Below are 21,368 nucleotides of genomic sequence, written 5' to 3'. Positions count from 1 at the left end.
CGAAAGACGATCATGATCGCTCTCGTGCTCGAGGGAATAGCGAGGTGTCGGCTAAGGTTGAGTGATGTAGACTCAACTTTGAAATCACCTTTGGACACCATCAAGGAGATCCAGCTACATGAACACCGAACGGCTCACGACGAAGTCGCGGGACGCCGTCACGGCGGCGGTCCGGCAGGCTCTCACCCACGGCAACCCCAACACCGAGCCCGTGCACCTGCTGCACGGGCTGCTCCTGACGCCCGACAACACCGTCGGCGCGCTGCTCGAGGCAGTCGGCGCCAATGCCGACCAGGTCGACCAGGCCGCCGTCGCAGCCATCGGCAAGCTGCCCTCGACGACGGGCAGCTCCGTCAGCCAGCCCGCCCTGAGCGGCCCCTTCGCTCGCGTGCTCGCGGCGGCCGAGACGCTCGCCGACACCCTCGGCGACGACTTCGTCGCCACCGAGCACCTGCTCATCGGCCTGGCCACGATCGCCTCCGACGCCAAGACCATCCTCGACCGCGCCGGCGTCACCGCTGATGCGCTGAAGGAATCCTTCGAGGCCTCGCGCGGCGGCAAGCGCGTCACGTCGGCCGAATCCGAGGGCGGCGAGTCGGTGCTCGAGAAGTACTCGATCGACCTCACCGAGCGCGCCCGCTCCGGCAAGCTCGACCCGGTCATCGGCCGAGACCAGGAGATCCGCCGCGTGGTCCAGGTGCTGGCCCGGCGCACGAAGAACAACCCCGTGCTGATCGGCGAACCCGGCGTCGGCAAGACCGCCGTCGTCGAGGGGCTCGCGCAGCGACTGGTCGCCGGCGACGTGCCCGACTCGCTGAAGGGCCGCCGGCTGGTGTCGCTCGACCTCGCGTCGATGGTGGCCGGCGCGAAGTACCGCGGCGAGTTCGAGGAGCGGCTCAAGGCCGTGCTGAACGAGATCAAGGAGGCCGAGGGTCAGGTCATCACGTTCATCGACGAGCTGCACACCGTCGTCGGTGCGGGTGCCTCCGGCGAGGGCGCGATGGACGCCGGCAACATGCTCAAGCCCATGCTGGCCCGCGGCGAGCTGCGGATGATCGGCGCCACCACGCTCGACGAGTACCGCGAACGCATCGAGAAGGACCCGGCGCTGGAGCGCCGCTTCCAGCAGGTCTACGTGGGTGAGCCCTCCGTCGACGACACCGTGGCCATCCTCCGCGGCCTGCGTGAGCGCTACGAGGCGCACCACAAGGTGCGCATCACCGACTCCGCGCTGGTGGCCGCCGCCGAGCTCTCGAACCGCTACATCACCAGCCGACAGCTGCCCGACAAGGCCATCGACCTCGTCGACGAGGCTGCCTCGCGCCTGCGGATGGAGATCGACTCCTCCCCGGAGGAGATCGACATGCTGCGCCGCGACGTCGACCGCATGACCATGCAGAAGTTCCACCTGGAGAAGGAGGACGACGACGCCTCGCGCGAGCGGCTCGCCGCGCTCAACGCAGAACTCGCCGACGCGCAGGAGCAACTCCGCGGGCTGGAGACGCGGTGGGAGTCGGAGAAGTCCGGCCTCAACCGGGTGGGCGACCTCAAGGAGCGCATCGACCAGCTGCGGGTGGAGGCGGACCGCGCCCAGCGCGAGGGCGACCTCACGAAGGCCTCCACCATCCTCTACGGCGAGATCCCCGCCGCGGAGAAGGAGCTCGCGGAGGCGGAGGCGTCCGACGCGACGCCGTCGATGGTCTCCGAGGAGGTCGGTGCCGGCGACATCGCCGAGGTCGTCGCCGCCTGGACGGGCGTGCCGGTGGGCCGCCTGCTGCAGGGCGAGTCCGAGAAGCTGCTCCTCATGGAGGAGCGCATCGGCGAGCGGCTCATCGGGCAGCGGGCCGCCGTCGCGGCAGTCGCCGACGCGGTGCGCCGCTCGCGCGCCGGCATCTCCGACCCGAACCGGCCGACGGGCTCGTTCCTGTTCCTCGGCCCCACCGGCGTCGGCAAGACCGAGCTGGCCAAGGCGCTCGCCGACTTCCTGTTCGACGACGAGACCGCGCTGGTGCGCATCGACATGAGCGAGTACTCCGAGAAGCACTCGGTGGCCCGGCTCGTCGGCGCCCCGCCCGGCTATGTCGGCTACGAGGAGGGCGGCCAGTTGACGGAGGCGGTGCGCCGCCGTCCGTACTCGGTGATCCTGCTCGACGAGGTGGAGAAGGCCCACCCGGACCTGTTCAACATCCTGCTGCAGGTGCTCGACGACGGCCGGCTGACCGACGGCCAGGGCCGCACCGTCGACTTCCGCAACACGCTGCTGATCCTCACCTCCAACCTGGGTTCGCAGTTCATGGCGGACCCGCTCCTCAGCTCCGAGGAGAAGGAGAAGTCGGTGATGGCGGTGGTGCGGCAGGCTTTCCGGCCCGAGTTCCTCAACCGGCTCGACGAGGTTGTGCTGTTCGAGGCGCTGAGCCAGGAACAGCTGAGCCAGATCGTCGACATCCAGCTGCGTCGCCTCAACGCACGCCTCGCCGGGCGCCGGATCACCGTCGAGGTGTCCGACGCGGCGAAGACGTGGCTCGGCGAGGTGGGCTTCGACCCGGTCTACGGCGCGCGGCCGCTGCGCCGCCTGGTGCAGTCGACCATCGAGGACGACCTGGCCCGCGGCCTGCTGTCCGGCGAGATCCACGACGGCCAGACGGTGCGCTTCGACCGGCTCGACGACGGCATCGGGATGGTCGACGGCGCCTGACCCGCCGTCGGCCCCCGCCCGCCGCCTTCCCGCCGTGAGCAATTGGATGGGGTCACGGCCCGACACGCCCGAGAAACCGGCGTTCGGGGCCGATGACCCCATCCAATTGCTCATCACCCGCAGTCACCCAGCCCAGCGCCCAGCGGTACGCTGGACCCCATGGCTGCGGATTTCATGCGCATTGGGGATGCCGAACGCGACGAGGCGGTGGGCATGCTGCGCGAGCACCACGCCAACGGTCGGTTGAGTGCGGAGGAGTTCGACGACCGCATGTCGCGGGCCCTTGCCGCCCGCACCCAGAGCGACCTCACCGACCTGTTCACCGATCTCCCCTACCCCCGGCCGGGTGAGTACCCGGCCTCGGCGCCGACGCCGCAGCCGGTCACGCCGTCCTACGGCTACAGCCCCAACCCGCCGGTCTACGGCTACGACGACACGACGGCGACCCACGGCTACGACCCCACCCCCGTGCCGTACGGCGACCCCGAGGGCATGGTCGAGCACACCAAGCGGCCCCGCCCCTGGTGGGCGCAGTGGTGGATGGTGCTGCTCGCCATCCCCGTCGCGGGCATGATCGACTGGGGTTTCCTCATCGCGCTGACCGCACTGTGGGTGTGGGTGATCTATCCGGCCGTGTTCGAGAAGCGCCGCTACCAGGAGGTGGGCCCGGCGCCGCAGCCCACGCGACCGTTGACCTACTCGGAGCGCGAGTACGTCATGGACGAGGTGCGGGCCGGCCGCAAGATCAACGCCGTCAAGCGCTACCGCGAACTCACCGGCGCTGACCTGCGCACTGCGAAGGAGACCGTCGACTCCTGGAGCCGCCAGATCGGCCGCTAGGTCCTCCTAGCCGGAACCGCCGCCAGGGAAGAACAGCCGCTCCTCGCCGGAGTTGGCGTTGTAGAAGCCGACGCCGTGCTTGGCCGCCAACGAACGCCCGGCCCGCGCGGCCTTGTCAGCCTCGTCGTCGGGGCAGCTGGCCCGTGTGACGGCGCGCCCGAACCCGTAGGTGGTGGTGCCGTCATCGGAGTCGGCGTAGGGCCCGTTGACGGCGGGGAAGTGGCCGGAGAAGTCGGCGAACCAGTTGCGCAGCGCGACGGTGCCCGCGTCGGGGTCGTCGTCGGCCGCGGTCTGCTGCTGGAACCAGGCGACGAAGGCGTCGTCGTCCCGCGGGGCGTTGGCCGGGTCGAACACGGCGATGTCGTAACTCATGCACTGACGCTAGTCCCCCTGCCGGGCCGCGTGGGGCGAATGATTGGATGGGGGCATGACGAACCTCCACGACGTGCGCCGCGACTACACCGGCGCACCGCTGCCCGAAGACGTCGCCTCCCTCGAGCCGTGGGACCTGCTGGCGGACTGGCTCAACGACGCGCTGGCCGTCGGCGAGCCCGAACCCACCGCAGTCACCCTGGCCACGGTGGACGCCGACGGCAGGCCTCAGTCGCGGGTGGTGCTGCTGAAGGAGGCGAGCCCCGACGGCCTGGTGGTGTTCTCCAGCTACGAATCCGCCAAGGCCCGCGACCTCGAGGCGCACCCGGCGGCCGCCATCTCGCTGTGGTGGCCGCTGCAGATGCGGCAGGTGCGCACGGTCGGCACCATGGCGAAGCTCTCCCGCGAGCGCAACGAGGCGTACTTCGCCAAGCGTCCTCGCGAGAGCCAGCTGGAGGCGTGGGCATCGCACCAGTCGGCGCCGCTGGAGAGGCGCGACCGCCTGGAGGTCGCCGTCGAGGAGGCCCGGCAGCGGTTCGACGGGGTCGACGTGCCCTGCCCGCCGTACTGGGGCGGCTACGTGCTCGACGTCGACACCTTCGAGTTCTGGCAGGGGCTGCCCGGCCGGCTCCACGATCGGGTGCGCTGCACCCGCACTGCCGACGGCTGGCGCAACGTCCGCCTCCAGCCCTAGTACGGGGCCCCGCCCGCCGGCTGAAAATTATCCCTACGCAATCAGAGCCCTCAATGTGGATAATCCACATCGAGGGCTCTGATTGCGTAGAGATAAGTCAGGCGTCCGAGGCGTCGGCCTGTCCGAGCACGATCTTCAGCTCTCCCGCCGCGGGCAGCGACAGGTCCAGACCGCTGTCGTCGTCGGGGTACGGCTCCACGAAGTGCGTGAGATACGCCATCAGGCCGTCCTCGACGTCGAGCATCAGCACATGGTTGAGGCCGTCGCGGCGGAACGTGGCGACAGCCGGGAACGTGTAGCTGTCGAGCAGCGTGCGCGGTGCCTCCTCGTCGGGGACCAGCAGGAACTGCCCCTGCTCCGGCCGGCACGCCGCACCCTCGAGCTGGCTCCGCAGTTCGTCGCCGCCCCAACCGTCGACGGCGCCCAGGAGCGCAGTGATGACGGCGCGGGCCTCGTCGGGCAGCGGTTCGAGCGTCTCGGGGAGCGGCTGGCCCTCGTCGTCGAAGCCGTCGTCGAACGGGAACTCCCGGCCCTTGGCAGCCTCGGCCAGCGACACGGCCAGCGACGACGCGAACACTGCGGCAGCCGCCCAGACCCGCGGCCGCTTCAGGCCGAGGCGCCGCAGCAGGCCGATCGACCAGGCATCGCTGCGCGCGAGCAGGTCCTGCGCGCCGTACGTCACGCCGGCAGCGCCAACGCCGATGCCGGCCCGCAGCGCCGGCGAAGAGTACGGGTCGTCGGTCAGCGCCGTCTCGGCGGCCACGCCGCCGGCCATCGCCAGCCAGTACGCGTGCTTGCGCCATCCGGTGAGCCGGTGGGGGTCGATGAGCGTGATGCCTGCCCAGGCGGCGGACTTGGCGAGGGCGACAGCGTGTTGAGAACCGGTGATGCGTCGGGTCATGCCCGTCACCCTACGCGGTCACGCCGGTCGCAGCTCCAGCAGCTTGCCCCCTTCGCCGTCCTGCAGCAGCCAGATCGCGCCGTCGGGGCCCTCCTCCACGGCCCGGATCCGCGCGCCCATCGGCCACTCCTCCGGCGTACCGGCGACTTCGCCGTCGAGCGGCACCCGGACGAGACGTTCGCCGGACAGCGCACCCAGGAACGCGTCGCCCTTCCAGCCGGGGAACAGGTCACCCTGGTAGATCATCAGCGACCCGGGGGAGATCGACGGTGTCCAGAAAGCCTTGGGCGGCTCGAACCCGTCGCCCGCGGCGTGGTCCGGGATCTCGCCGCCGCCGTAGTGGGAGCCGTTGGAGGCCGCGGGCCACCCGTAGTTGAGGCCGGGCTTGATGAGGTTCAACTCGTCGCCGCCCTCCGGCCCCATCTCGGAGGCCCACAGTCGGCCGTCGGCGTCGAACGCCAGCCCCAGCACGTTGCGGTGTCCCATGGACCAGAACTGCTGTGCCGCGGGCGCGTCCTCTTGGAAGGGGTTGTCAGGGGCCGGTTGGCCGTCAAGCGTGAGCCGCAGCACCTTGCCGAGCGTGTTGTCCATCTCCTGCGCCGGGTCCATCTTCTGCCGGTCTCCGGAGCTGACGAACAGGTGCTCCCCCTGGATGGCGAGGCGGTGCGAGAAGTGGCCGTCGCCGCCCACCTTCGGGGTCTGCGTCCAGATCTTCGTGACGTTGCTGAGGGTTGCGGCCTCAGCGTCCAGCGTGGCAGTGCCGACCACCGCGCCCGACCCGCCGTCGCCCCGCTCCACCCAGGAGAGGTAGACGGTGCCGTCGGCCTCGAACGTGGGGCCGGCGATGACGTCGCCGAGGCCGCCCTGCCCAGCGACGGCGACTTCCGGCGCCCCGGTCACCTCGCGCACAGTGCCATCCGCGGAGCGCAGCTTGAGCGCGCCCGTGCGCTCGGTGATGGCCAACAGGTCCGTCCCCGGCAGGAATTCGAGCGCCCAGGGGTTGGTGAAGGATTCGTGCTCGGTGATGGTGAACTCGTGCGTCTCCGGCACCGTCGGCGACTCCGTGGACGGAGGCGAGACCGCCTCGCTCGCGTCCGGGCTGGGGGCGGCACTGCTGGGCGACGGCGAGGCAACCGCCGTGGTGATGTTCGGCGACGTGTCGGGCGTGGGCGCCGGTTGGCCAGGGCTGGGCTGGTCGCCCGGCCCCGTGCAGGCGGCGAGGCTGAGTGCGGCGGTCAGGACAAGAGGCGCAAGGCGTCGCATGTCACGACGCTACCAGCCGCGCCAGCGAGGATGGTCCCGGGCCTCAGGCCCCGAGGCGCATCCAGTGGTCGCCTCGGGCGCGGAGCCCCAACGTGAGTGCGCGCAGCCCCATGAACCCGACGGCGAACGCCAGCCAGAGCCACGTCAACCCGGGCCTGCCGGGGTCGACGGCGAGCGCGCCGAACGCCAGCGGAGCGTAGCCGAGCAGCGTGATGACGCCGGCGATCGCGAGGTAGCGGCCGTCGCCCGCGCCGATCAGCACGCCGTCGAGCAGGAAGACGAACCCGGCCAGCGGGAGCGTGGCGGAGATCACCACCAGCAGCCAGGCGACCAGGGTGCGCACAGTGTCGTCGGGGGAGAAGAACGCTGCGACGGGGCCCCGGGCGAGCACGACGAGCACGCCGATCACCGCACCGCCGCCGACGGACCACCACGTCATGAGGCGCGTCGACTCGCGGGCCTCGCGCGCGTTGGCCGCGCCCAGCGCCGTGCCGATGATGGTCTGGCCGGCGATGGCCAGCGCGTCGAGGGCGTAGGACAGGAGGCCCCACACCTGCATCACGACGTGGTGCGCGGCCAACCCTGCCACCCCCTGCTGGGCTGCGATGTAGGTGGTGATGAGCAGCGCGAAGCGCAGCGTGACCGTGCGCAGCAGCAGCGGGACCCCCACCGCGAGGCTGCTCATCATTTCGCTCCACGACGGCCGCAGCCGTGCCCCGGCGGCGCGGGCCTTGCGGGCGACGAGGACCGCCGCCGTCGCGCCCAGCGCCGTCTCTGCCAGGGCGGTGCCCAGGCCTGCGCCGCCGATGCCCATGCCCAGCCCGAACACGAACGCCACGTTGAGCAGGAGGTTGAGGGCCGCACTGCCGATGGACAGCACCAGCGGCGTGCGGGCGTCGGCGAGGCCGCGGAAGGTGCCGGTGGCGGCGAGCATGACGAGCATGCCCGGCAGCCCCGGCAGCGACCACCGCAGGTACTCGACCGCCTGTGCGTGCACTTCCCCGGTGGCACCGAGGGCGGTGGCGAGGAGCGGCGAGGCCGCCCACGTGAGTGCGCCCACCGTCGCGCCGATGAGCCCGGCCAGCCACATGGCCTGGACGCCGAGTTCGATGCCGCGGCCGCGATGGCCCGCGCCGATCTGGCGGGCCACCACCGACGTCGACCCGTAGGCGAGGAAGATCATCAGGCCCGTGACGGTGGTCAGCAGGCCGGAGCCGATGCCGAGGCCGGCGAGCGGGACGGTGCCGAGGTGCCCGACGATCCAGGTGTCGGCCAGCATCATCAGGGGTTGGGCCACCAGCGCGGCGAACGCGGGCACCGCGAGGGCGAGGACACGACGGGAGAGGCTCATGGCGCTGGTGAGTCTAGGGCCCCTCGGGATGGAGCTCAGTACCCGTGCTTGTTGTTCCAGTCCCAGATGTACCAGGCGTAGATGATGTTGCCGATGCCGCCGGTGAGGAAGAACAGCAGGAGGTGGATCCAGAACGAGTTGTACTTGCGGTGGTACATGACCATGGGGCCGCCCTGGTTGATGACCACCTGCTGCACCGAGGCCATGGGCTGGTGCGCGTACATGGGCGGCGCGTACGGCGGGGGCATCTGCGGCGCGCCGTACTGCGGTGCCGGCGGCATGGGTGCCGCGTGCCTGGGCGGGGTCTGCAACGGGCCCGGCTGCGGCACCGAGGGCAGGTTGTCGACGCGGCCCGGCTTGGGCGACGGGAGGTCTGTGAACAGTGCGGCCAGCTCCCCGTGGGTGCGGGCGGTGAGCGCGTTGCCGATGCGTTCGTTGAACTCGTCGGCGGTCAGCCTGCCCTGTTCGGCATGCGTCTGCAGGAATCCGACGGCCTCGTTGCGTTCGAGGTCTCCGATGCGGAGCTGGAGGTTGTCCATGCGCTCAGGCTAGTCATCGCCACGGACAAAAGCTCCCCGGCCCGGGGAACGCTCACCAGCCGCGGCCGCGCGGGCCGGGGGAGTCGAGCATGGTCTCGTCGGTGTACGGCAGGGCGCCGCCCGGCCAGCGCTGCGCCGCGTGGCCCGTGACCCATCGGTAGCCGAACATCCGGCGGCCCGATTCCCGTTCGACGGCCCGCACGTCAGGCTTGGCGTCGGAGGCCAGCATCAGGAGGTTGCCGAAGCGTCGCCCCTTGTAGACGTCGTTCTCCATGCCGAACATCGTGGTGTGCCAGCGCTGGTTGAGCCCACCGGCGAGCTTCTTGGCCCACTCGAACGGGGCCTTGTCGGTGACGTTGAACACCACGACGGCCTCGCCCCGCACCACGCGACGCAGGTCGTCGAGCGCTTCCCCGGTGACGAGGTCTCCCGGGACGACGAGTTCCTTGAAGGCGTCGACGATGACCACGTCGGCCCAGCCGTCGGGCATCGCGGCCAGGCCGGTGCGGCCGTCGACGTCGCGCACCTTGATCCCGGAACGGGTGGGCAGCGGGATCTTGCGCCGCACCTCGTCGGTGAGTTCGACGTCGGGCTCGCACACCACCTGCGCCGTGCCGGGCCGACGGTGGGCCACCCATCGCGGGATCGTCATGCCGGCGCCCCCGATGTGCACGACGCGCAGCCGCTGCTCGTCAGGGGCGCGGAACGCGGAGTGCTCGAGCAGCAGCGAGATGTGCGCGACGTACTCGAACATCAGGAAATCGGGCTGGTACGGGTCGACGTACGACTGCGACGTGGGCCCGAACCTGACGTAGTACGCGCCCATGGTCTCGGGGTCGGGGAAGAGTCGGTCAGCCACCTTGAGAGCCTAGCCAAACCTGCCGTGGACCGCTCAGCCAGGGCGTTACCTACGGTGGCGTAGGCTGGTGTGCATGACCGCAACGGGCGTCATCGCCCCACAGCCCAAGGCCACGTCGGTCGCGAAACGCGTTCTCGGCGGCGTCCGCAAAGGCGCCCGCAAGGTAGCCGAAGCCATCGCCACGCCACTCCTCCCAGAAGACTTCCTCGATCTCATCAGCCCGCTCGCCTCCGGCGCCGAACTCCGCGGACGGGTGCTCGCCGTGCGCTCCGAAGGGCCCCATGCCACCACCATCGCGATCAAGCCGGGCCGGGGGTGGCGCCCACACAGCGCCGGCCAGTACGTGCGGATCGGCTTCGACGTCGACGGCGTGCGCCTCTGGCGCGCGTACTCGCTGACCAGCCCCGTCGGCGGCGACACCATCACCGTTACGGTGCGCGCCATCCCCGACGGCAAGGTCAGCAACTTCGTCCGCGGTCTGGCGCCCGGCACCATCCTCCATCTGGACCAGGCCGCAGGCAGCTTCACGCTGCCCCATCCCACCCCGCCAGCCGTGCTGTTCCTCACCGCGGGTTCCGGCATCACGCCCGTCATGGGCATGCTGCGCAACAGCCCCCTGCCCGCCGACGTGGCGCTGGTCCACTCCGCCCCCAGCGCTGCCGAGGCGTTGTTCCTCCCCGAGCTGCGCAGCCTCCAGGCCGCCGGGCACCTGCGACTGACCAGCCGCTTCACCGGCGTCGAGGGCATCCTCACTCCGGCGCACCTCGACGACGTGGTCCCCGACTGGCGCACCCGCGACACCTGGGCCTGCGGCCCCGCCGGCATGCTCGACGACGCGGAGGCCCACTGGGCGGCGGAGGGCCTGGCCCACCGCCTGCACACCGAGCGGTTCAGGGCGGCGGTCACCGTCGTCGGCGACGGCGGCACGGTGACGTTCGACGGCCCCGGCGTGAGCGTGGCCGCAGGTGCCGGCACCACCATCCTCGACGCCGGTGAAGACGCCGGCGTCCTCCTGCCCTCAGGGTGCCGCATGGGCATCTGTTTCAACTGCGTGCTGCCGCTCACCGAAGGCAGTGTCCGCGACCTCCGCACCGGGGAGGTCACCACGGCCGACCCCCAAGACCCCGTTCTCGTCCAGACCTGCGTATCGGCTGCGGCCGGGCCCTGTCACCTCACCGTTTAGGACACGCCATGACCGCCACCGAACTCCGCACCAACCGCATCACCGTCAGCACACCCCGCGTCCGCGCCGAGGCATCCTCGACGGGGCGGCCCAACCCCATCGCCCACCTGAGCCCGGCAGACATCGAGGCCATCGGCCGCGAGCTCGACGAACTGCGCGACGAGGTCATGAACAGCCGCGGCGCCAAGGACGCCGAGTACATCCGGGGCGTCATCCGGCTGCAGCGGATGCTCGAGGCCGGCAGCCGCGTCGTGCTGCTGTTCTCGAAGTTCCCGCCGGCGTTCGTCGCGGGCACCGCCGGGCTGACGTTGGCCAAGATCATCGAGAACACCGAGATCGGCCACAACATCCTCCATGGCCAGTGGGACTGGATGCGCGACAAGAAGATCCACTCCAGCACGTGGGAATGGGATTTCGCCTCCCCGGCGGACCAGTGGAAACGCTCGCACAACGTCGAGCACCACACCTACACCAACGTGGTGGGGATGGACAACGACCTGGGCTACAACATCATGCGGGTCGACGCCGGGCAGGAGTGGCAGCTCAAGCACCTGTTCCAGTCGGTCACCAACTTCTTCACCATGCTGTTCTTCGAGTACGGCATCGCCGCCTACGACATGCAGGTCAAGCAGTGGAAGGACGGCGAGCGGCCCACTGCCGAGTTCAAGGCCGACCTCACCGCCACGTTGAAGAAGATCGGCAAGCAGTTCTCCAAGGACTACGTCGTGCACCCGCTGCTGTCGGGCCCCTCGGCGCTGTCCACGCTGGCCGCCAACGCGATCGCCAACACGCTGCGCAACGTCTGGACCCATTCCGTGATCCTGTGCGGCCACCTGCCTGAGGGCGTCGAGACGTTCGAGACCGAATCCATCGAGGGGGAGACCCGCGGCGAGTGGTACCTCAGGCAGATGCTGGGCTCCGCCAACATCACCGGCTCCAAGCTCATGCACCTCATGACCGGCCACCTGTCACACCAGATCGAGCACCACCTGTTCCCGGACATGCCCAGCAACCGCTACCCGCAGATCGCGCCCCGCATCCGTGAGCTGATGGAGCGCCACGACCTTCGCTACGTGTCGGGCCCGCTGCACCAGCAGGTGTTCTCCGCCTGGCGCACCGTCCTGCGCCATTCGGTGCCCAACAAGCGCGAGGGCGTGAGCCGGTTCCGCGAGGTGGCAGAGGCCGCCCGCGACGCCGTGGGGGACCTGGTGCGCCAGACGCGCGGCATGTGGCGACCTCGACGGGCCGCCGTCGCTGCGTGACCCGTCGGGACTATCGTGGTCGTCCGGGCGTGAGGACGTAGGGAGGCGCCGTGCGGGAAGACCAGCCCAGCAGCCACCAGCAGTTGGGGCGGACCTTCATCACCCAGCAGCGCGTCATCGCGCTGCTGAGTTTCTTCCTGCCCGCCTCCCTCATCGGCTGGAGCCTCCTCAGCGGCCAGGGGCTGCGCGGCAGCATCTCAGAGTACTACTACACGCCGATGCGCGACGTGTTCGTCGGCACGCTGTGCGCGCTGGCGCTGTTCCTGTGGTCCTATCGCGGCTACCACCCCACCAACCCGGAGTTGCGGGCAGATCGGATCGTCGCCAAGGTCGCCTCGATCGCCGCGGCCCTCGTCGCCCTCGCGCCCCTCAAGCCACGGCAGGCCGAGTGGGAGTGCACCGTGTTGCAGTGCGTGCTGGGCACCGACACGGCCTACTGGGTCCACAACGTGGCCGCGGCGGTGTTCCTGGTGGCGCTGGCCACGTTCTGCCTGGTGCTGTTCCCGATGAGTGCCATCCCCGGCCAGGACCTGGGCCGGCGGCTGGTGGCGTACGGCGTCAGCGGCGCCACCATCGTCATCTCGGTGCTGCTGATGGTGCTGTGGACGTTCCTGCCGGTTGAGATCTACTTCATGCTCGGCCGGTACAAGCCCATCCTGGTGCTGGAGACCGTGGCCCTCACCGCGTTCGCCGCGAGTTGGTTCCTGCGCAGCCGCGCCGTCGAGTACACGGCGTTGGCGCGCTACCAGCCGGTGACGGACGTGGCAGCGCCGGCCGTGCCTAGTGAGCCGACTCCAGCGGGACGAAGCTGATCGTCCCGCAGCTGAGGCACTGCAGCGCGTCGCCGGCCAGCAGCGCCTGCGCGCCCACCTGCTTCTTCAGCTCCAGGTAGCGCGCCCGGTCCAGGTGCGCCACCTGCGCCGGGTCGATGACGTTGACCTCGTAGCTGTCGCACTCCGGGCACTGCGGCACGGGGTCGAGCCACTGCAGTTCGAAGTCCTCGCCCATCACGCTGAAGTTGCCGCACTCGGGGCAGTCCCAGCTCATGATGATCTCGTCGGCGTCGATGCCCTCGCGGTCCAGCAGCTCGTCGAACGACTGCGGGTCCCGCGCCCGCAACGACTCCGGGTCCAGCCATTCGACGGTGGTCTCGCAGTAGTCGCAGACCTTCTCGGACATCAGCTGGAGGATCCGCTGCGCCTCCTCGTCCTGCTCGATCGAGGCGAAGAACTCCTCGTCGGTGGGCTCCACGTCTGGGGTGTCGTCGGCCATGTCGCCGTCCTCAGCCCTGCTCGCGCAGGCGGGCCTGCTCCTTGAGCACCTTCCGGTGCGTCTCGCGTTCGTCGACCAGCCAGCCGGGCGGGTTCGCCAGCAGCTCGCCGACCTGGTCGCTGGTCAGCGCCTCCGTCACCCCGCCGCGCGCCAGCCCCGACTTCGACACCCCCAGCTTCTGCGCCACCACGTCGCGCGGGAACGGGCCGTTCCTGCGCAGCTCCACGAGCCACTCCGGCGGGTCGTCGCGCAGCGCGTCGAGCTGTTCGCGCGTGATCGGCGTGTTCTGGAAGTCCTCGGGCGCCGCGGGCAGGTAGATGCCCAGCTTGGCCGCCGCCGTGATCGGCTTCATCGTCTGGCTCATGCCGAAGCGTAGCCCTGCAGTAGCCTCGACGCATGACAGCAGCAGACGACGGCGGCCTGCGCATCGGCTTCGTGCCCGGCGTCACGCTGACCAAGTGGCGACGCATCTGGGCCGAACGGTTCCGTGCGCCCCTCGAGGTCGTCGACGTGACGGAGGCGGACCAGCGCCGCGCCCTCGTCGCCGGCGACGTCGACATGTGCTTCGTGCGGCTGCCCATCGAGCGCGAGGGGCTGCACGTCATCCCGCTCTACGAGGAGCAGCCGGTGCTGTGGCTGAGCAAGGACCACATCCTCGCCGCGCTGGACGAGGTCACGGCGCAGGACCTCGCCGACGACGGCACCCGCGTCGTCTTCGACGCCTCGCCCGAGAGCATCGACCTGGCCACCTATTCAGCCGCCGTGCTGCGCGTGCCCATGTCGATCGCGCGCTCCGGCAGCCGCAAGGACATGGTGTACCTGCCGGTGGTCGACGCCGAGCCCACGACGGTGGGGCTGGCCTGGCGGGTCGACGACGAGCACCCGCTCATCGAGGACTTCATCGGCGTGGTGCGGGGCCGCACGGTCAACAGCACCCGCACGGCGCAGGCGAAGGGCGAGAAGCCGCGCCCGCCGCAGCAGCGCCGCGGGCCGAAGCCGCCGTCGGTGGGCGGCAGCAGGCGCGGCCGCCGTCGCTGAGGGGGCGATCCTGCAAGAATGGGGCCCGTGGCGACTCGGGTGATCAGGGAGAAGCGGGGCATGTCCCCGTTCCTCATGCTCCTGGTGGTGCTGTTGGTCGCCGCCGCCGTCGTCGGCGGGTACCTCGGCTGGCAGGTGTGGGGCACCACCGCGTTCGCGAGGGACCGGGCCGTGGAGGAGATGACCCGGCTGCGCACGTCCTGGGACGCCCCGCTGCCGGACGAACTGCGGCAGGAGGACCCGGCGGCCCCACCCGTCGTCGCCGATCCCACCCCGCACGAGGCCAACTGGCTGCTGCGCATCCCCGCGTTCGGCGCCGAGTGGCCGATCATCGCAGGCGTGGACGCCGCCGACCTCGACCGCGGCGTCGGCTGGTACCCGGGCAGCGCGCTGCCGGGCCAACTCGGTAACTTCGCGCTGGCAGGCAACTGCGTGACGGAGGGCGAGCCCTTCCGCCGCCTACTCGAACTGCGGCAGGGCGACGAGGTCGTCGTCGAGACCCGCACCGCCACGTTCACCTACGAGATCGTCTCGGCGCCCGCCGAGCTCACCGTCCAGGCCGACGACGGCTGGGTCCTCGACCCGGTGCCCGGCCAGAGCGACGTCGTCCCCCACCAGGCCCTCATCACGCTCACCACGTGCGAGGACCTGTTCCCGACCACCGACCGAGCCGTCGGCTTCGGCACCCTCAGCGACACGGAGAAGAAGACATCATGACCGACCGCACCGAACTCATCGAGCACGTCAAGAACCTCGCCGTCGTGCACGGCAAGGTCACGCTCGCCTCCGGCAAGGAGGCCGACTACTACGTCGACATGCGCCGCGTCACGCTCGACGGCGCCGCCTCGCCCGTCGTCGGCCGCGTGATGAACGACCTCGTCGCAGACCTCGACTTCGACGCCGTCGGCGGCCTCACCCTCGGCGCCGACCCCGTCGCCACCGCGATGCTGCACGCCCGCGCCGCGGCGGGGGGTCGCCTCGACGCGTTCGTGGTGCGCAAGGAGAGCAAGTCGCACGGCATGCAGCGGCGCATCGAGGGCACCGAGGTCGCCGGCCGCCGCGTGCTGGTGGTGGAGGACACCTCCACGACGGGGGGCTCGGCCCTCACCGCCGTCGAGGCCGTCCGCGAGGCGGGCGGCGAGGTGGTGGCCGTCGCCGTGGTCGTCGACCGCGGCACCGGAGCGGCCGAGGCCGTCGCCGAGGCCGGCCTGGAGTACCGCTACGCCCTCGACCTCGCCGACCTGGGCCTCGTGCTGGTTTGAGGCCTGTGGCCGCCGGACCGGCTCGACAACCCGGGCCCTGCGGTACCGTGAATCCCAGAGATAGGAGAACCCCGTGGAACCTCTGCTGATCATCCTCATCGTGCTGGTCGTCCTCGCCCTCGGCGTGGTCCTCTGGGGCGTGGGTGCCTACAACGGCTTCGTGAAGAGCCGCAACCTGATCCAGGAATCGTGGCGCCAGATCGACGTCGAGCTCAACCGCCGCTACGAGCTCATCCCGAACCTGGTGGAGACCGTCCGCGGCTACGCGGCGCACGAGCGCAACACCCTCGAGCAGATCACCGCACTGCGCAACCAGGCGCGCCAGCTGGCCGGGCAGACCGGCGGGCAGCCCAGCGAGCAGCGGGCCGCCGTCGAGTCCGAACTGACCCAGGCGGTGCACAACCTGCTGGTGTCGGTGGAGGCCTACCCCGACCTGAAGTCGAACCAGAACTTCCTCGAGCTGCAGCGCGAACTGACCGACACGGAAGACCGCATCGCGGCCTCGCGGCGCTTCTACAACGCCAACGTGCGCGACTACAACACGCGCATCGAGTCGCTGCCCAGCAACATCATCGCGGGGTTCGCGAAGTTCGAGAAGGCCACCTACTTCGAGGTCAACGACCCGATGGTGCGCCAGGCGCCCGACGTGAACTTCGGCGAGATCTCCCAGCGGCCGGCCGCCTCGCCCGAGCAGCAGCCGCAGATCGCCCCGCAGCAGCAGTACCAGCAGCCCGTCCAGCCGCCGCAGCAGCAGATCCAGCAGCCGCAGCAGCAGCCCGCGGATCGGCCGCCGTTCGAGAACTGACCGCCCCTGGCAGGCAGACGTGCTGAGCCCGATGGCGAACCGACGCCCCTTCCGTCCTCGAGACGGAGGGGCGTCGCTGCTTTGCGCGCGGGGCCCGGCCCCCGTCGCCGTCGACCCCACACCCAGGTCCAGCGCCCGCCCGCGCCCCACCACCGCCGTCGAGCACCACATCTGGAAGCCCCCGCCTACCAAGCAGCAACCCCGACACGCCGATGCGACTAGCTACTTTGCAGCAACCCTCTTGAGTAGTTGAACTCTCAACCACAAACTGTTAGAGTTTCAACTACCACCCCGGAAAGGAACACTCCAATGCATCTCAACGAACTCCACGGCACCTTCGTCCTGGACCCGGCCCACACCACCTTCTCCTTCGTGACCCGCCACGCGATGGTCACCAAGGTGCGCGGCTCCTTCGAGAAGTTCGAGGGCCAGGCCGTCATCGACGCCGACAACATCCAGAACAGCACCCTCGAGGTCACCATCGACGCGGCCTCGATCAACACCCGCAACGCCGACCGCGACAACCACGTTCGCTCGGCCGACTTCTTCGACGTCGAGAACTACCCCACCTGGACCTTCAAGGGCACCAACTTCGAGATCGCCGGCGACACCGTCAACGTGACCGGTGACCTCACCATCAAGGACGTCACCAAGTCCATCACCATCCCGCTGGAGTACCAGGGCGCCGCCAAGGACCCCTTCGGCAACACCCGCGTCGGCTTCGAGGGCTCGAAGCAGATCAACCGCTCCGACTTCGGCCTGACCTGGAACGCCGCCCTCGAGACCGGTGGCTTCCTCGTCTCCGACAAGGTCGCCCTCGAGTTCGAGATCTCCGCCATCCACCAGGCCTGATCTCCCAGACCCAGGAACGCACCCGGCTGCCACACCGGGGGCGTTCTTCGCGTCTCAGGCGCCGTAGGTCAGGTCGGCGTAGTCGTGGTGGCGCTGGAGCCAGGACTTCACGAACGGGCACAGCGGCAGCACCTTCCGGTCGCCGGCGGCGCGCACGTCGTCGAGCGCCTCGCGCACCAGCGTCGAGCCCAGGCCCTTCCCCTCGAACGCGGGGTCGATCTCGGTGTGCGTGAACGTGATGAGGTCGTTGCTGAGGATGTAGTCGGCGAATCCCGCGAGTTCGCCGTCCAGGCGGATCTCGTAGCGCTTCCGCTCGGGGTTGTTCGTCACGGTGGCGGTGTCGTCAGTCATGACCCGACGATACTTCGCCCGCGCGGGCGCCGGGGCCTCATCCGTTGTCCCTGCGTGCGGTTGAGGCACCTGACATACTGTGCGCATGCCATGCTGCGACACATCGGAGGGGTCCCAACGTCTGCCTCTGAGAGGTAAGCCCCGATGACCCCCGTTGTCTCCCTGCTCGTCGGCGTCGTGGTCGTCTTCCTGATCACGGTGGCCACCGGATACTTCGTGGCGCAGGAGTTCGCCTACGTCGCCGTCGACCGCTCCACGCGCGGCAGCCGGCGACGACCGCGCGGCCCGGACCTTGCAGATCACCCGGCGCACCTCGTTCATGCTGTCGGGGGCACAACTGGGCATCACCGTCACCGGACTGCTCGTCGGCTACGTCGCCGAACCCCTCATCGGCCAGGCCATCGGCTCGCTGCTCGACGGCGGCGCGCTGACCGCGGTCAGCGTGGCGATCGGCGGGTTCGTCGCGATCGGCTTCTCCACGTTCGTGCAGATGCTTTTCGGCGAGTTGTTCCCGAAGAACTACGCGATCGCGCGCTCCGGGGTGGTCGCCGACGCGCTCACGCCGTCGACGCGCATCTACCTGGCGGTCTTCGGCCCCGTCATCTGGGTGTTCGACAAGGCGGCGGAACTGCTGCTGCGGGCCCTGAGGATCGAGCCCGTCCACGACGTCGAGTCGGCCGCCTCCGCCACGGACCTCGAGCGCGTGGTCGCCGCCTCCCGCGAATCGGGCGCGCTGTCACCCGAGCTGGCGCACATCCTGGACCGCATCCTCGACTTCCCCCGCCGCGACCTCGAACACGCCATGGTGCCCCGCGTGCATGTCGACGTGGTGCGCGCCGACGCCACCATCGGCGAGGTGCGCGCCCTGATGGCCACCGGCCACACGCGTTACCCCGTCGTCGACGAACACGACTCCGTCATCGGCGTGGTGCAACTGGCAGACGTGCTGCGCACCGGCCGCAGCCTCGACGAGCCGGCGCTGCGCATCGCGCGCGAGCCGTTCCGGCTGCCCGACCTGACCCACCTCCCCGATGCGGAGACCGCGCTGCGTGCCGCCGGGGAGCAGATGGCGTGCGTCATCGACGAGTTCGGCGTCTTCGTCGGCGTGGTCACCCTCGAGGACCTCGCCGAGGAGATCATCGGCGAACTCACCGACGAACACGACCCGGAGGACCCCGACTACCTCCCGCAGACCGGCGACGGCATCTGGGTGATGCCCGGCGACGTGCACGTCGACGAGGTGGAGCGCGCCATCGGGCTCAAGCTCCCCGGAGGCGACTTCGAGACCGTCTCGGGCCTCATCATCCACGCGCTGGGCGACCTGCCCGAGGAGGGCGCCGTCGTGGACCTCGTCCTCGAGCCGACGGCGGCGCAGCGCACCATCGACCCCTCCACCCCGGCGCGCCACGTCCGCATCGAGGTGCTGGCCGTCGAACGCCACGTGGCCTCGCGGGTGCGCATCACGCTCCCCGGCACGCAGGAGGAAAAGGCATGACGCCGCTCGAGACCGGCATGAACGGCTGGGCCGTCGTCATCTGGACGGTGGTGATCATCGTGCTGTCGGCCTTCTTCGTGGCCGTCGAGTTCGCGCTCATGGCCGCCAAGCCCCACAGGCTGGAGGAACGCGCCGGCACCCTCTCGGGCCGCGCGGCGTTGAAGAGCTCGCACGAACTCACCCTGGTGCTGGCCGGCTCGCAGCTCGGCATCACCGTGTGCACCCTGGCGCTGGGCGCCATCACCAAGCCCGCCGTCCACCACGCGCTGACCCCGCTGCTGGAGACCACGGGCCTGCCGGCGGCCGTCGCCGACGTCGCCTCGTTCGTGCTGGCGCTGGTCATCGTCACGTTCCTCCACCTGGTGGTGGGGGAGATGGCGCCGAAGTCGTGGGCCATCGCCCACCCCGAGGACTCGTCGGTGCTGCTCGCCCTGCCCATGCGCGGGTTCATGCTGGTGGCCCGCCCCATCCTCAAGGCGATGAACGCCATGGCCAACTGGCTGGTGCGCAAGGCCGGGGCCACGCCGATCGACGGGCTGTCGGCCACCCAGGACGTCGCCGGCCTGCGCCACCTCGTCGAACACTCCGCCAACGTGGGCGCGCTGGAGGCCAGCTACCAGTCACCCATCACCTCGGTGCTGACGCTGCGCGAGCGCAAGCTGAGCGAGCTGGTGCCCGCAGGCCAGGAGCTGGCCGCCGTCCCGATCCACGGCACCCTCGCAGACGTCCAGGCCGTCACCCGCCGACACGGGCACATGCGCGTGCTCGTGCGCGACGGCGAGGTCACCGTCGGCATCGTGCACGTCCGCGACACCCTCGGCGAGGCAGACCTCACCCGCCCGGCGATCGACCTGGCCCGCGAGCCCGTGCGCCTTCCCGGCGACAGCGGGGTGGCCACCGCCCTCAGCCAGCTCAACCAGGCCCGCACGCAGATCGCGGTGGTGACCGACGGTGAACGCGAGCTGGGCATCGTGACGCTCAACGACGTGCTGCCCGGGCTGATGCCCACCGGCATCGTCGAGAGCGTCGACGCCGGCTGAGCCCCGCGAGAGGTGTCGGTATCCTTCCGCGCATGACCGACGAGCCCCACGACCCCACCGCGCCCACCGTCGGGGTCGGCCCGCACCCGGAGCCGTGGCCCGACGACGAGCGGCTCGACCCGGAGCTGCTGCGCGAGGGGGACCGCCGCAACGTCATCGACCGCTACCGCTACTGGCGGCTCGACGCCATCGTCGCCGACCTCGACCGCACCCGCTCCGGCCTGCACGTCGCCATCCAGAACTGGGAGCACGACTTCAACATCGGCTCCATCGTGCGCACCGCCAACGCGTTCAACGTCGCCGCCGTGCACATCGTGGGGAAGCGACGGTGGAACCGGCGAGGCGCCATGGTGACCGACCGCTACCTCCACGTCCACCACCACGACGACGAGGCGTCGCTGTTCACCTACCTCCGCGAGCACGGCGTCACACCCGTGGGCGTCGACAACCTGCCGGGCTCCGTCGCGCTCGAGACCGCGCAGCTCCCGGAGCGGTGCTGCCTCGTGTTCGGCTCGGAGGGCCCCGGGCTCACCGACGACATGGTCGCCGGCTGCGAACGCCTCGTGGCCATCACCCAGCACGGCTCCACCCGCTCCATGAACGCGGGTGCCGCCGCAGCGATCGCGATGTACCACTGGCAGCTGCAGCACGGCGGGCCCTCAACCGGGGTGGCGCTAGCATGACCCCATGCAGCAGGCACAGCGATTCGCAGCCGGGCTGACGCCCCTGCCCACGGCGGCACGCGTCACCCGGGCGCGCAGCACATTGCGCTGGCGCGTGATCTCGACGGTGGTCTCCGCGGTCCTGCTGATCGTGTTCTGGTACTTCTTCGGCCGCGACTGGTCACTGGGCTGGACCATCACCGTCGGCGTGCTGTGGGTGGTCTCGACGGTGTTCTGGCTGGTGCTGTCGATCGTCGGGCTGAGCAACGCGAAGAAGGACCTCGCCGCGATCACCGACGGCGTCGCGTTCTACCTCGACCCCAAGGGCATCGAGATCGTCCACCCCACCCCGGTGCGGGTGCCGTGGTCCGAGGTGTCGGCGCTGAAGCTGGCCGGGCACAACTTCGGCGCCGGGCCCAAGCTCGTCGTCGAGGTCAACGGGCAGCCCGCCGCGAAGGTGCCGGTGGCGTTCCTCGACGCGGCGCCCGCCGTCATCGACTCCGCCGTCCAGGCGTACTCGCTGGGCCGGGTGCGGCTCGACAGTTCCGCACTCGACAACCTGCTGTGAGTGAACGGACCCGCCATTCGCGCTCCTGAGCCGACGCGATAGGCTTGCTGGGAAACCGACTTCC

The 21,368-nt window shown here is 70.3% G+C and carries 24 protein-coding genes and 1 pseudogene; 16 read left to right on the top strand and 9 right to left on the bottom strand.

Annotation, left to right across the window (positions count from 1 at the left end):
• The first annotated feature begins 118 nt into the window (after positions 1-118).
• Positions 119-2,695: an ATP-dependent chaperone ClpB gene (gene clpB, locus ABEA30_RS04180; protein ID WP_345579423.1), complete on the top strand. Its 2,577-nt coding sequence runs from the start codon at positions 119-121 to the stop codon at positions 2,693-2,695.
• Positions 2,696-2,854: 159 nt separating this feature from the next.
• Positions 2,855-3,535 carry a DUF1707 SHOCT-like domain-containing protein gene (locus tag ABEA30_RS04175; protein ID WP_345579420.1) on the top strand — a complete coding sequence of 227 codons (681 nt, stop codon included), beginning with the start codon at positions 2,855-2,857 and terminating at the stop codon, positions 3,533-3,535.
• Positions 3,536-3,541: 6 nt separating this feature from the next.
• Here the strand turns inward: ABEA30_RS04175 and ABEA30_RS04170 are convergent, their stop codons facing one another.
• Positions 3,542-3,907, bottom strand: a complete 366-nt coding sequence (locus tag ABEA30_RS04170) for a hypothetical protein (RefSeq protein WP_345579417.1) — start codon at positions 3,905-3,907, stop codon at positions 3,542-3,544.
• A gap of 55 nt (positions 3,908-3,962) precedes the next feature.
• Here ABEA30_RS04170 and pdxH point away from each other — a divergent pair, with 55 nt between their 5' ends.
• Complete coding sequence (pdxH, locus tag ABEA30_RS04165) at positions 3,963-4,601, top strand: pyridoxamine 5'-phosphate oxidase (protein WP_345579415.1); 639 nt, start codon at positions 3,963-3,965, stop codon at positions 4,599-4,601.
• Between the two features lie 97 nt (positions 4,602-4,698).
• On the opposite strand, the gene ABEA30_RS04160 is transcribed toward pdxH, so the two are convergent.
• The 5 genes from ABEA30_RS04160 to ABEA30_RS04140 are packed head-to-tail and all read right to left on the bottom strand — an operon-like array spanning position 4,699 to position 9,514.
• Positions 4,699-5,502 carry a hypothetical protein gene (locus ABEA30_RS04160; RefSeq protein ID WP_345579412.1) on the bottom strand — a complete coding sequence of 268 codons (804 nt, stop codon included), beginning with the start codon at positions 5,500-5,502 and terminating at the stop codon, positions 4,699-4,701.
• An 18-nt stretch (positions 5,503-5,520) separates the two neighbouring features.
• Positions 5,521-6,765: a PQQ-dependent sugar dehydrogenase gene (locus ABEA30_RS04155; protein ID WP_345579409.1), complete on the bottom strand. Its 1,245-nt coding sequence runs from the start codon at positions 6,763-6,765 to the stop codon at positions 5,521-5,523.
• A gap of 43 nt (positions 6,766-6,808) precedes the next feature.
• Complete coding sequence (locus tag ABEA30_RS04150) at positions 6,809-8,116, bottom strand: MATE family efflux transporter (protein ID WP_345579406.1); 1,308 nt, start codon at positions 8,114-8,116, stop codon at positions 6,809-6,811.
• Between the two features lie 35 nt (positions 8,117-8,151).
• Entirely contained in the window at positions 8,152-8,655 is a 504-nt protein-coding gene (locus ABEA30_RS04145) for a DUF1707 SHOCT-like domain-containing protein (protein ID WP_345579403.1), read from the bottom strand.
• Between the two features lie 52 nt (positions 8,656-8,707).
• Positions 8,708-9,514, bottom strand: a complete 807-nt coding sequence (locus tag ABEA30_RS04140; protein WP_345579400.1) for a spermidine synthase — start codon at positions 9,512-9,514, stop codon at positions 8,708-8,710.
• Between the two features lie 73 nt (positions 9,515-9,587).
• On the opposite strand from ABEA30_RS04140, the gene ABEA30_RS04135 reads away from it, so the two are divergent.
• From ABEA30_RS04135 to ABEA30_RS04125, 3 genes are read left to right on the top strand one after another with little or no spacing between them, the layout of a single operon-like run.
• Entirely contained in the window at positions 9,588-10,697 is a 1,110-nt protein-coding gene (locus tag ABEA30_RS04135; RefSeq protein ID WP_345579397.1) for a ferredoxin reductase, read from the top strand.
• 8 nt (positions 10,698-10,705) lie between these two features.
• Positions 10,706-11,959, top strand: a complete 1,254-nt coding sequence (locus tag ABEA30_RS04130) for a fatty acid desaturase family protein (protein WP_345579394.1) — start codon at positions 10,706-10,708, stop codon at positions 11,957-11,959.
• A gap of 50 nt (positions 11,960-12,009) precedes the next feature.
• Positions 12,010-12,771, top strand: a complete 762-nt coding sequence (locus tag ABEA30_RS04125; RefSeq protein ID WP_345579391.1) for a hypothetical protein — start codon at positions 12,010-12,012, stop codon at positions 12,769-12,771.
• On the opposite strand, the gene ABEA30_RS04120 is transcribed toward ABEA30_RS04125, so the two are convergent.
• Positions 12,740-13,231, bottom strand: a complete 492-nt coding sequence (locus ABEA30_RS04120) for a hypothetical protein (protein WP_345579388.1) — start codon at positions 13,229-13,231, stop codon at positions 12,740-12,742. The genes ABEA30_RS04125 and ABEA30_RS04120 overlap by 32 nt on opposite strands.
• Before the next feature lie 10 nt (positions 13,232-13,241).
• Positions 13,242-13,595 carry a DUF5997 family protein gene (locus ABEA30_RS04115; protein WP_345579385.1) on the bottom strand — a complete coding sequence of 118 codons (354 nt, stop codon included), beginning with the start codon at positions 13,593-13,595 and terminating at the stop codon, positions 13,242-13,244.
• 32 nt (positions 13,596-13,627) lie between these two features.
• Here ABEA30_RS04115 and ABEA30_RS04110 point away from each other — a divergent pair, with 32 nt between their 5' ends.
• The 5 genes from ABEA30_RS04110 (at position 13,628) to ABEA30_RS04090 (ending at position 17,188) form a co-directional block, all read left to right on the top strand.
• On the top strand, positions 13,628-14,269 hold the full coding sequence (locus ABEA30_RS04110; RefSeq protein ID WP_345579382.1) for a LysR substrate-binding domain-containing protein: 642 nt from the start codon (positions 13,628-13,630) through the stop codon (positions 14,267-14,269).
• A 60-nt stretch (positions 14,270-14,329) separates the two neighbouring features.
• The gene (locus tag ABEA30_RS04105) at positions 14,330-14,986 is read left to right on the top strand and encodes a class E sortase (protein ID WP_345579379.1); all 657 of its coding nucleotides are present in this window, start codon (positions 14,330-14,332) and stop codon (positions 14,984-14,986) included.
• Complete coding sequence (pyrE, locus tag ABEA30_RS04100) at positions 14,983-15,531, top strand: orotate phosphoribosyltransferase (RefSeq protein WP_345579376.1); 549 nt, start codon at positions 14,983-14,985, stop codon at positions 15,529-15,531. Before ABEA30_RS04105 ends, pyrE begins: the two co-directional genes overlap by 4 nt.
• A 73-nt stretch (positions 15,532-15,604) precedes the next feature.
• Positions 15,605-16,336: a LemA family protein gene (locus tag ABEA30_RS04095; protein ID WP_345579373.1), complete on the top strand. Its 732-nt coding sequence runs from the start codon at positions 15,605-15,607 to the stop codon at positions 16,334-16,336.
• 309 nt (positions 16,337-16,645) lie between these two features.
• On the top strand, positions 16,646-17,188 hold the full coding sequence (locus ABEA30_RS04090; RefSeq protein ID WP_345579370.1) for a YceI family protein: 543 nt from the start codon (positions 16,646-16,648) through the stop codon (positions 17,186-17,188).
• A 54-nt stretch (positions 17,189-17,242) separates the two neighbouring features.
• On the opposite strand, the gene ABEA30_RS04085 is transcribed toward ABEA30_RS04090, so the two are convergent.
• Entirely contained in the window at positions 17,243-17,539 is a 297-nt protein-coding gene (locus ABEA30_RS04085; protein ID WP_345579367.1) for a GNAT family N-acetyltransferase, read from the bottom strand.
• Positions 17,540-17,810: 271 nt separating this feature from the next.
• Here ABEA30_RS04085 and ABEA30_RS04080 point away from each other — a divergent pair.
• From ABEA30_RS04080 to ABEA30_RS04060, 5 genes and pseudogenes are all read left to right on the top strand, one after another.
• Positions 17,811-18,272, top strand: a pseudogene (locus tag ABEA30_RS04080) (CNNM domain-containing protein); the annotation flags it as partial.
• 69 nt (positions 18,273-18,341) lie between these two features.
• Complete coding sequence (locus ABEA30_RS04075) at positions 18,342-19,034, top strand: transporter associated domain-containing protein (RefSeq protein WP_345579528.1); 693 nt, start codon at positions 18,342-18,344, stop codon at positions 19,032-19,034.
• Positions 19,031-20,074, top strand: a complete 1,044-nt coding sequence (locus tag ABEA30_RS04070; RefSeq protein ID WP_345579364.1) for a hemolysin family protein — start codon at positions 19,031-19,033, stop codon at positions 20,072-20,074. Before ABEA30_RS04075 ends, ABEA30_RS04070 begins: the two co-directional genes overlap by 4 nt.
• Positions 20,075-20,106: 32 nt before the next feature.
• On the top strand, positions 20,107-20,757 hold the full coding sequence (locus tag ABEA30_RS04065) for a TrmH family RNA methyltransferase (protein ID WP_345579361.1): 651 nt from the start codon (positions 20,107-20,109) through the stop codon (positions 20,755-20,757).
• Between the two features lie 4 nt (positions 20,758-20,761).
• Positions 20,762-21,304, top strand: a complete 543-nt coding sequence (locus ABEA30_RS04060; RefSeq protein WP_345579358.1) for a hypothetical protein — start codon at positions 20,762-20,764, stop codon at positions 21,302-21,304.
• The last annotated feature ends 64 nt before the right edge of the window (positions 21,305-21,368 follow it).

Source organism: Tessaracoccus lubricantis (assembly GCF_039544535.1).
Taxonomy (GTDB): domain Bacteria; phylum Actinomycetota; class Actinomycetes; order Propionibacteriales; family Propionibacteriaceae; genus Arachnia; species Arachnia lubricantis.
The sequence above is the reverse complement of the archived record's forward strand: the minus strand, read 5'-3'. Positions and strand labels throughout refer to the sequence as shown.

Bases quoted from the DNA above. Each gene is read 5' to 3' on its own strand.
- clpB (WP_345579423.1), top strand. From the start codon at position 119: ATGAACACCGAACGGCTCACGACGAAGTCGCGGGACGCCGTCACGGCG.
- ABEA30_RS04175 (WP_345579420.1), top strand. From the start codon at position 2,855: ATGGCTGCGGATTTCATGCGCATTGGGGATGCCGAACGCGACGAGGCG.
- ABEA30_RS04170 (WP_345579417.1), bottom strand. From the start codon at position 3,907: ATGAGTTACGACATCGCCGTGTTCGACCCGGCCAACGCCCCGCGGGAC.
- pdxH (WP_345579415.1), top strand. From the start codon at position 3,963: ATGACGAACCTCCACGACGTGCGCCGCGACTACACCGGCGCACCGCTG.
- ABEA30_RS04160 (WP_345579412.1), bottom strand. From the start codon at position 5,502: ATGACCCGACGCATCACCGGTTCTCAACACGCTGTCGCCCTCGCCAAG.
- ABEA30_RS04155 (WP_345579409.1), bottom strand. From the start codon at position 6,765: ATGCGACGCCTTGCGCCTCTTGTCCTGACCGCCGCACTCAGCCTCGCC.
- ABEA30_RS04150 (WP_345579406.1), bottom strand. From the start codon at position 8,116: ATGAGCCTCTCCCGTCGTGTCCTCGCCCTCGCGGTGCCCGCGTTCGCC.
- ABEA30_RS04145 (WP_345579403.1), bottom strand. From the start codon at position 8,655: ATGGACAACCTCCAGCTCCGCATCGGAGACCTCGAACGCAACGAGGCC.
- ABEA30_RS04135 (WP_345579397.1), top strand. From the start codon at position 9,588: ATGACCGCAACGGGCGTCATCGCCCCACAGCCCAAGGCCACGTCGGTC.
- ABEA30_RS04130 (WP_345579394.1), top strand. From the start codon at position 10,706: ATGACCGCCACCGAACTCCGCACCAACCGCATCACCGTCAGCACACCC.
- ABEA30_RS04120 (WP_345579388.1), bottom strand. From the start codon at position 13,231: ATGGCCGACGACACCCCAGACGTGGAGCCCACCGACGAGGAGTTCTTC.
- ABEA30_RS04115 (WP_345579385.1), bottom strand. From the start codon at position 13,595: ATGAGCCAGACGATGAAGCCGATCACGGCGGCGGCCAAGCTGGGCATC.
- ABEA30_RS04110 (WP_345579382.1), top strand. From the start codon at position 13,628: ATGACAGCAGCAGACGACGGCGGCCTGCGCATCGGCTTCGTGCCCGGC.
- ABEA30_RS04105 (WP_345579379.1), top strand. From the start codon at position 14,330: ATGTCCCCGTTCCTCATGCTCCTGGTGGTGCTGTTGGTCGCCGCCGCC.
- pyrE (WP_345579376.1), top strand. From the start codon at position 14,983: ATGACCGACCGCACCGAACTCATCGAGCACGTCAAGAACCTCGCCGTC.
- ABEA30_RS04090 (WP_345579370.1), top strand. From the start codon at position 16,646: ATGCATCTCAACGAACTCCACGGCACCTTCGTCCTGGACCCGGCCCAC.
- ABEA30_RS04085 (WP_345579367.1), bottom strand. From the start codon at position 17,539: ATGACTGACGACACCGCCACCGTGACGAACAACCCCGAGCGGAAGCGC.
- ABEA30_RS04075 (WP_345579528.1), top strand. From the start codon at position 18,342: ATGGTGCCCCGCGTGCATGTCGACGTGGTGCGCGCCGACGCCACCATC.
- ABEA30_RS04070 (WP_345579364.1), top strand. From the start codon at position 19,031: ATGACGCCGCTCGAGACCGGCATGAACGGCTGGGCCGTCGTCATCTGG.
- ABEA30_RS04065 (WP_345579361.1), top strand. From the start codon at position 20,107: ATGACCGACGAGCCCCACGACCCCACCGCGCCCACCGTCGGGGTCGGC.
- ABEA30_RS04060 (WP_345579358.1), top strand. From the start codon at position 20,762: ATGCAGCAGGCACAGCGATTCGCAGCCGGGCTGACGCCCCTGCCCACG.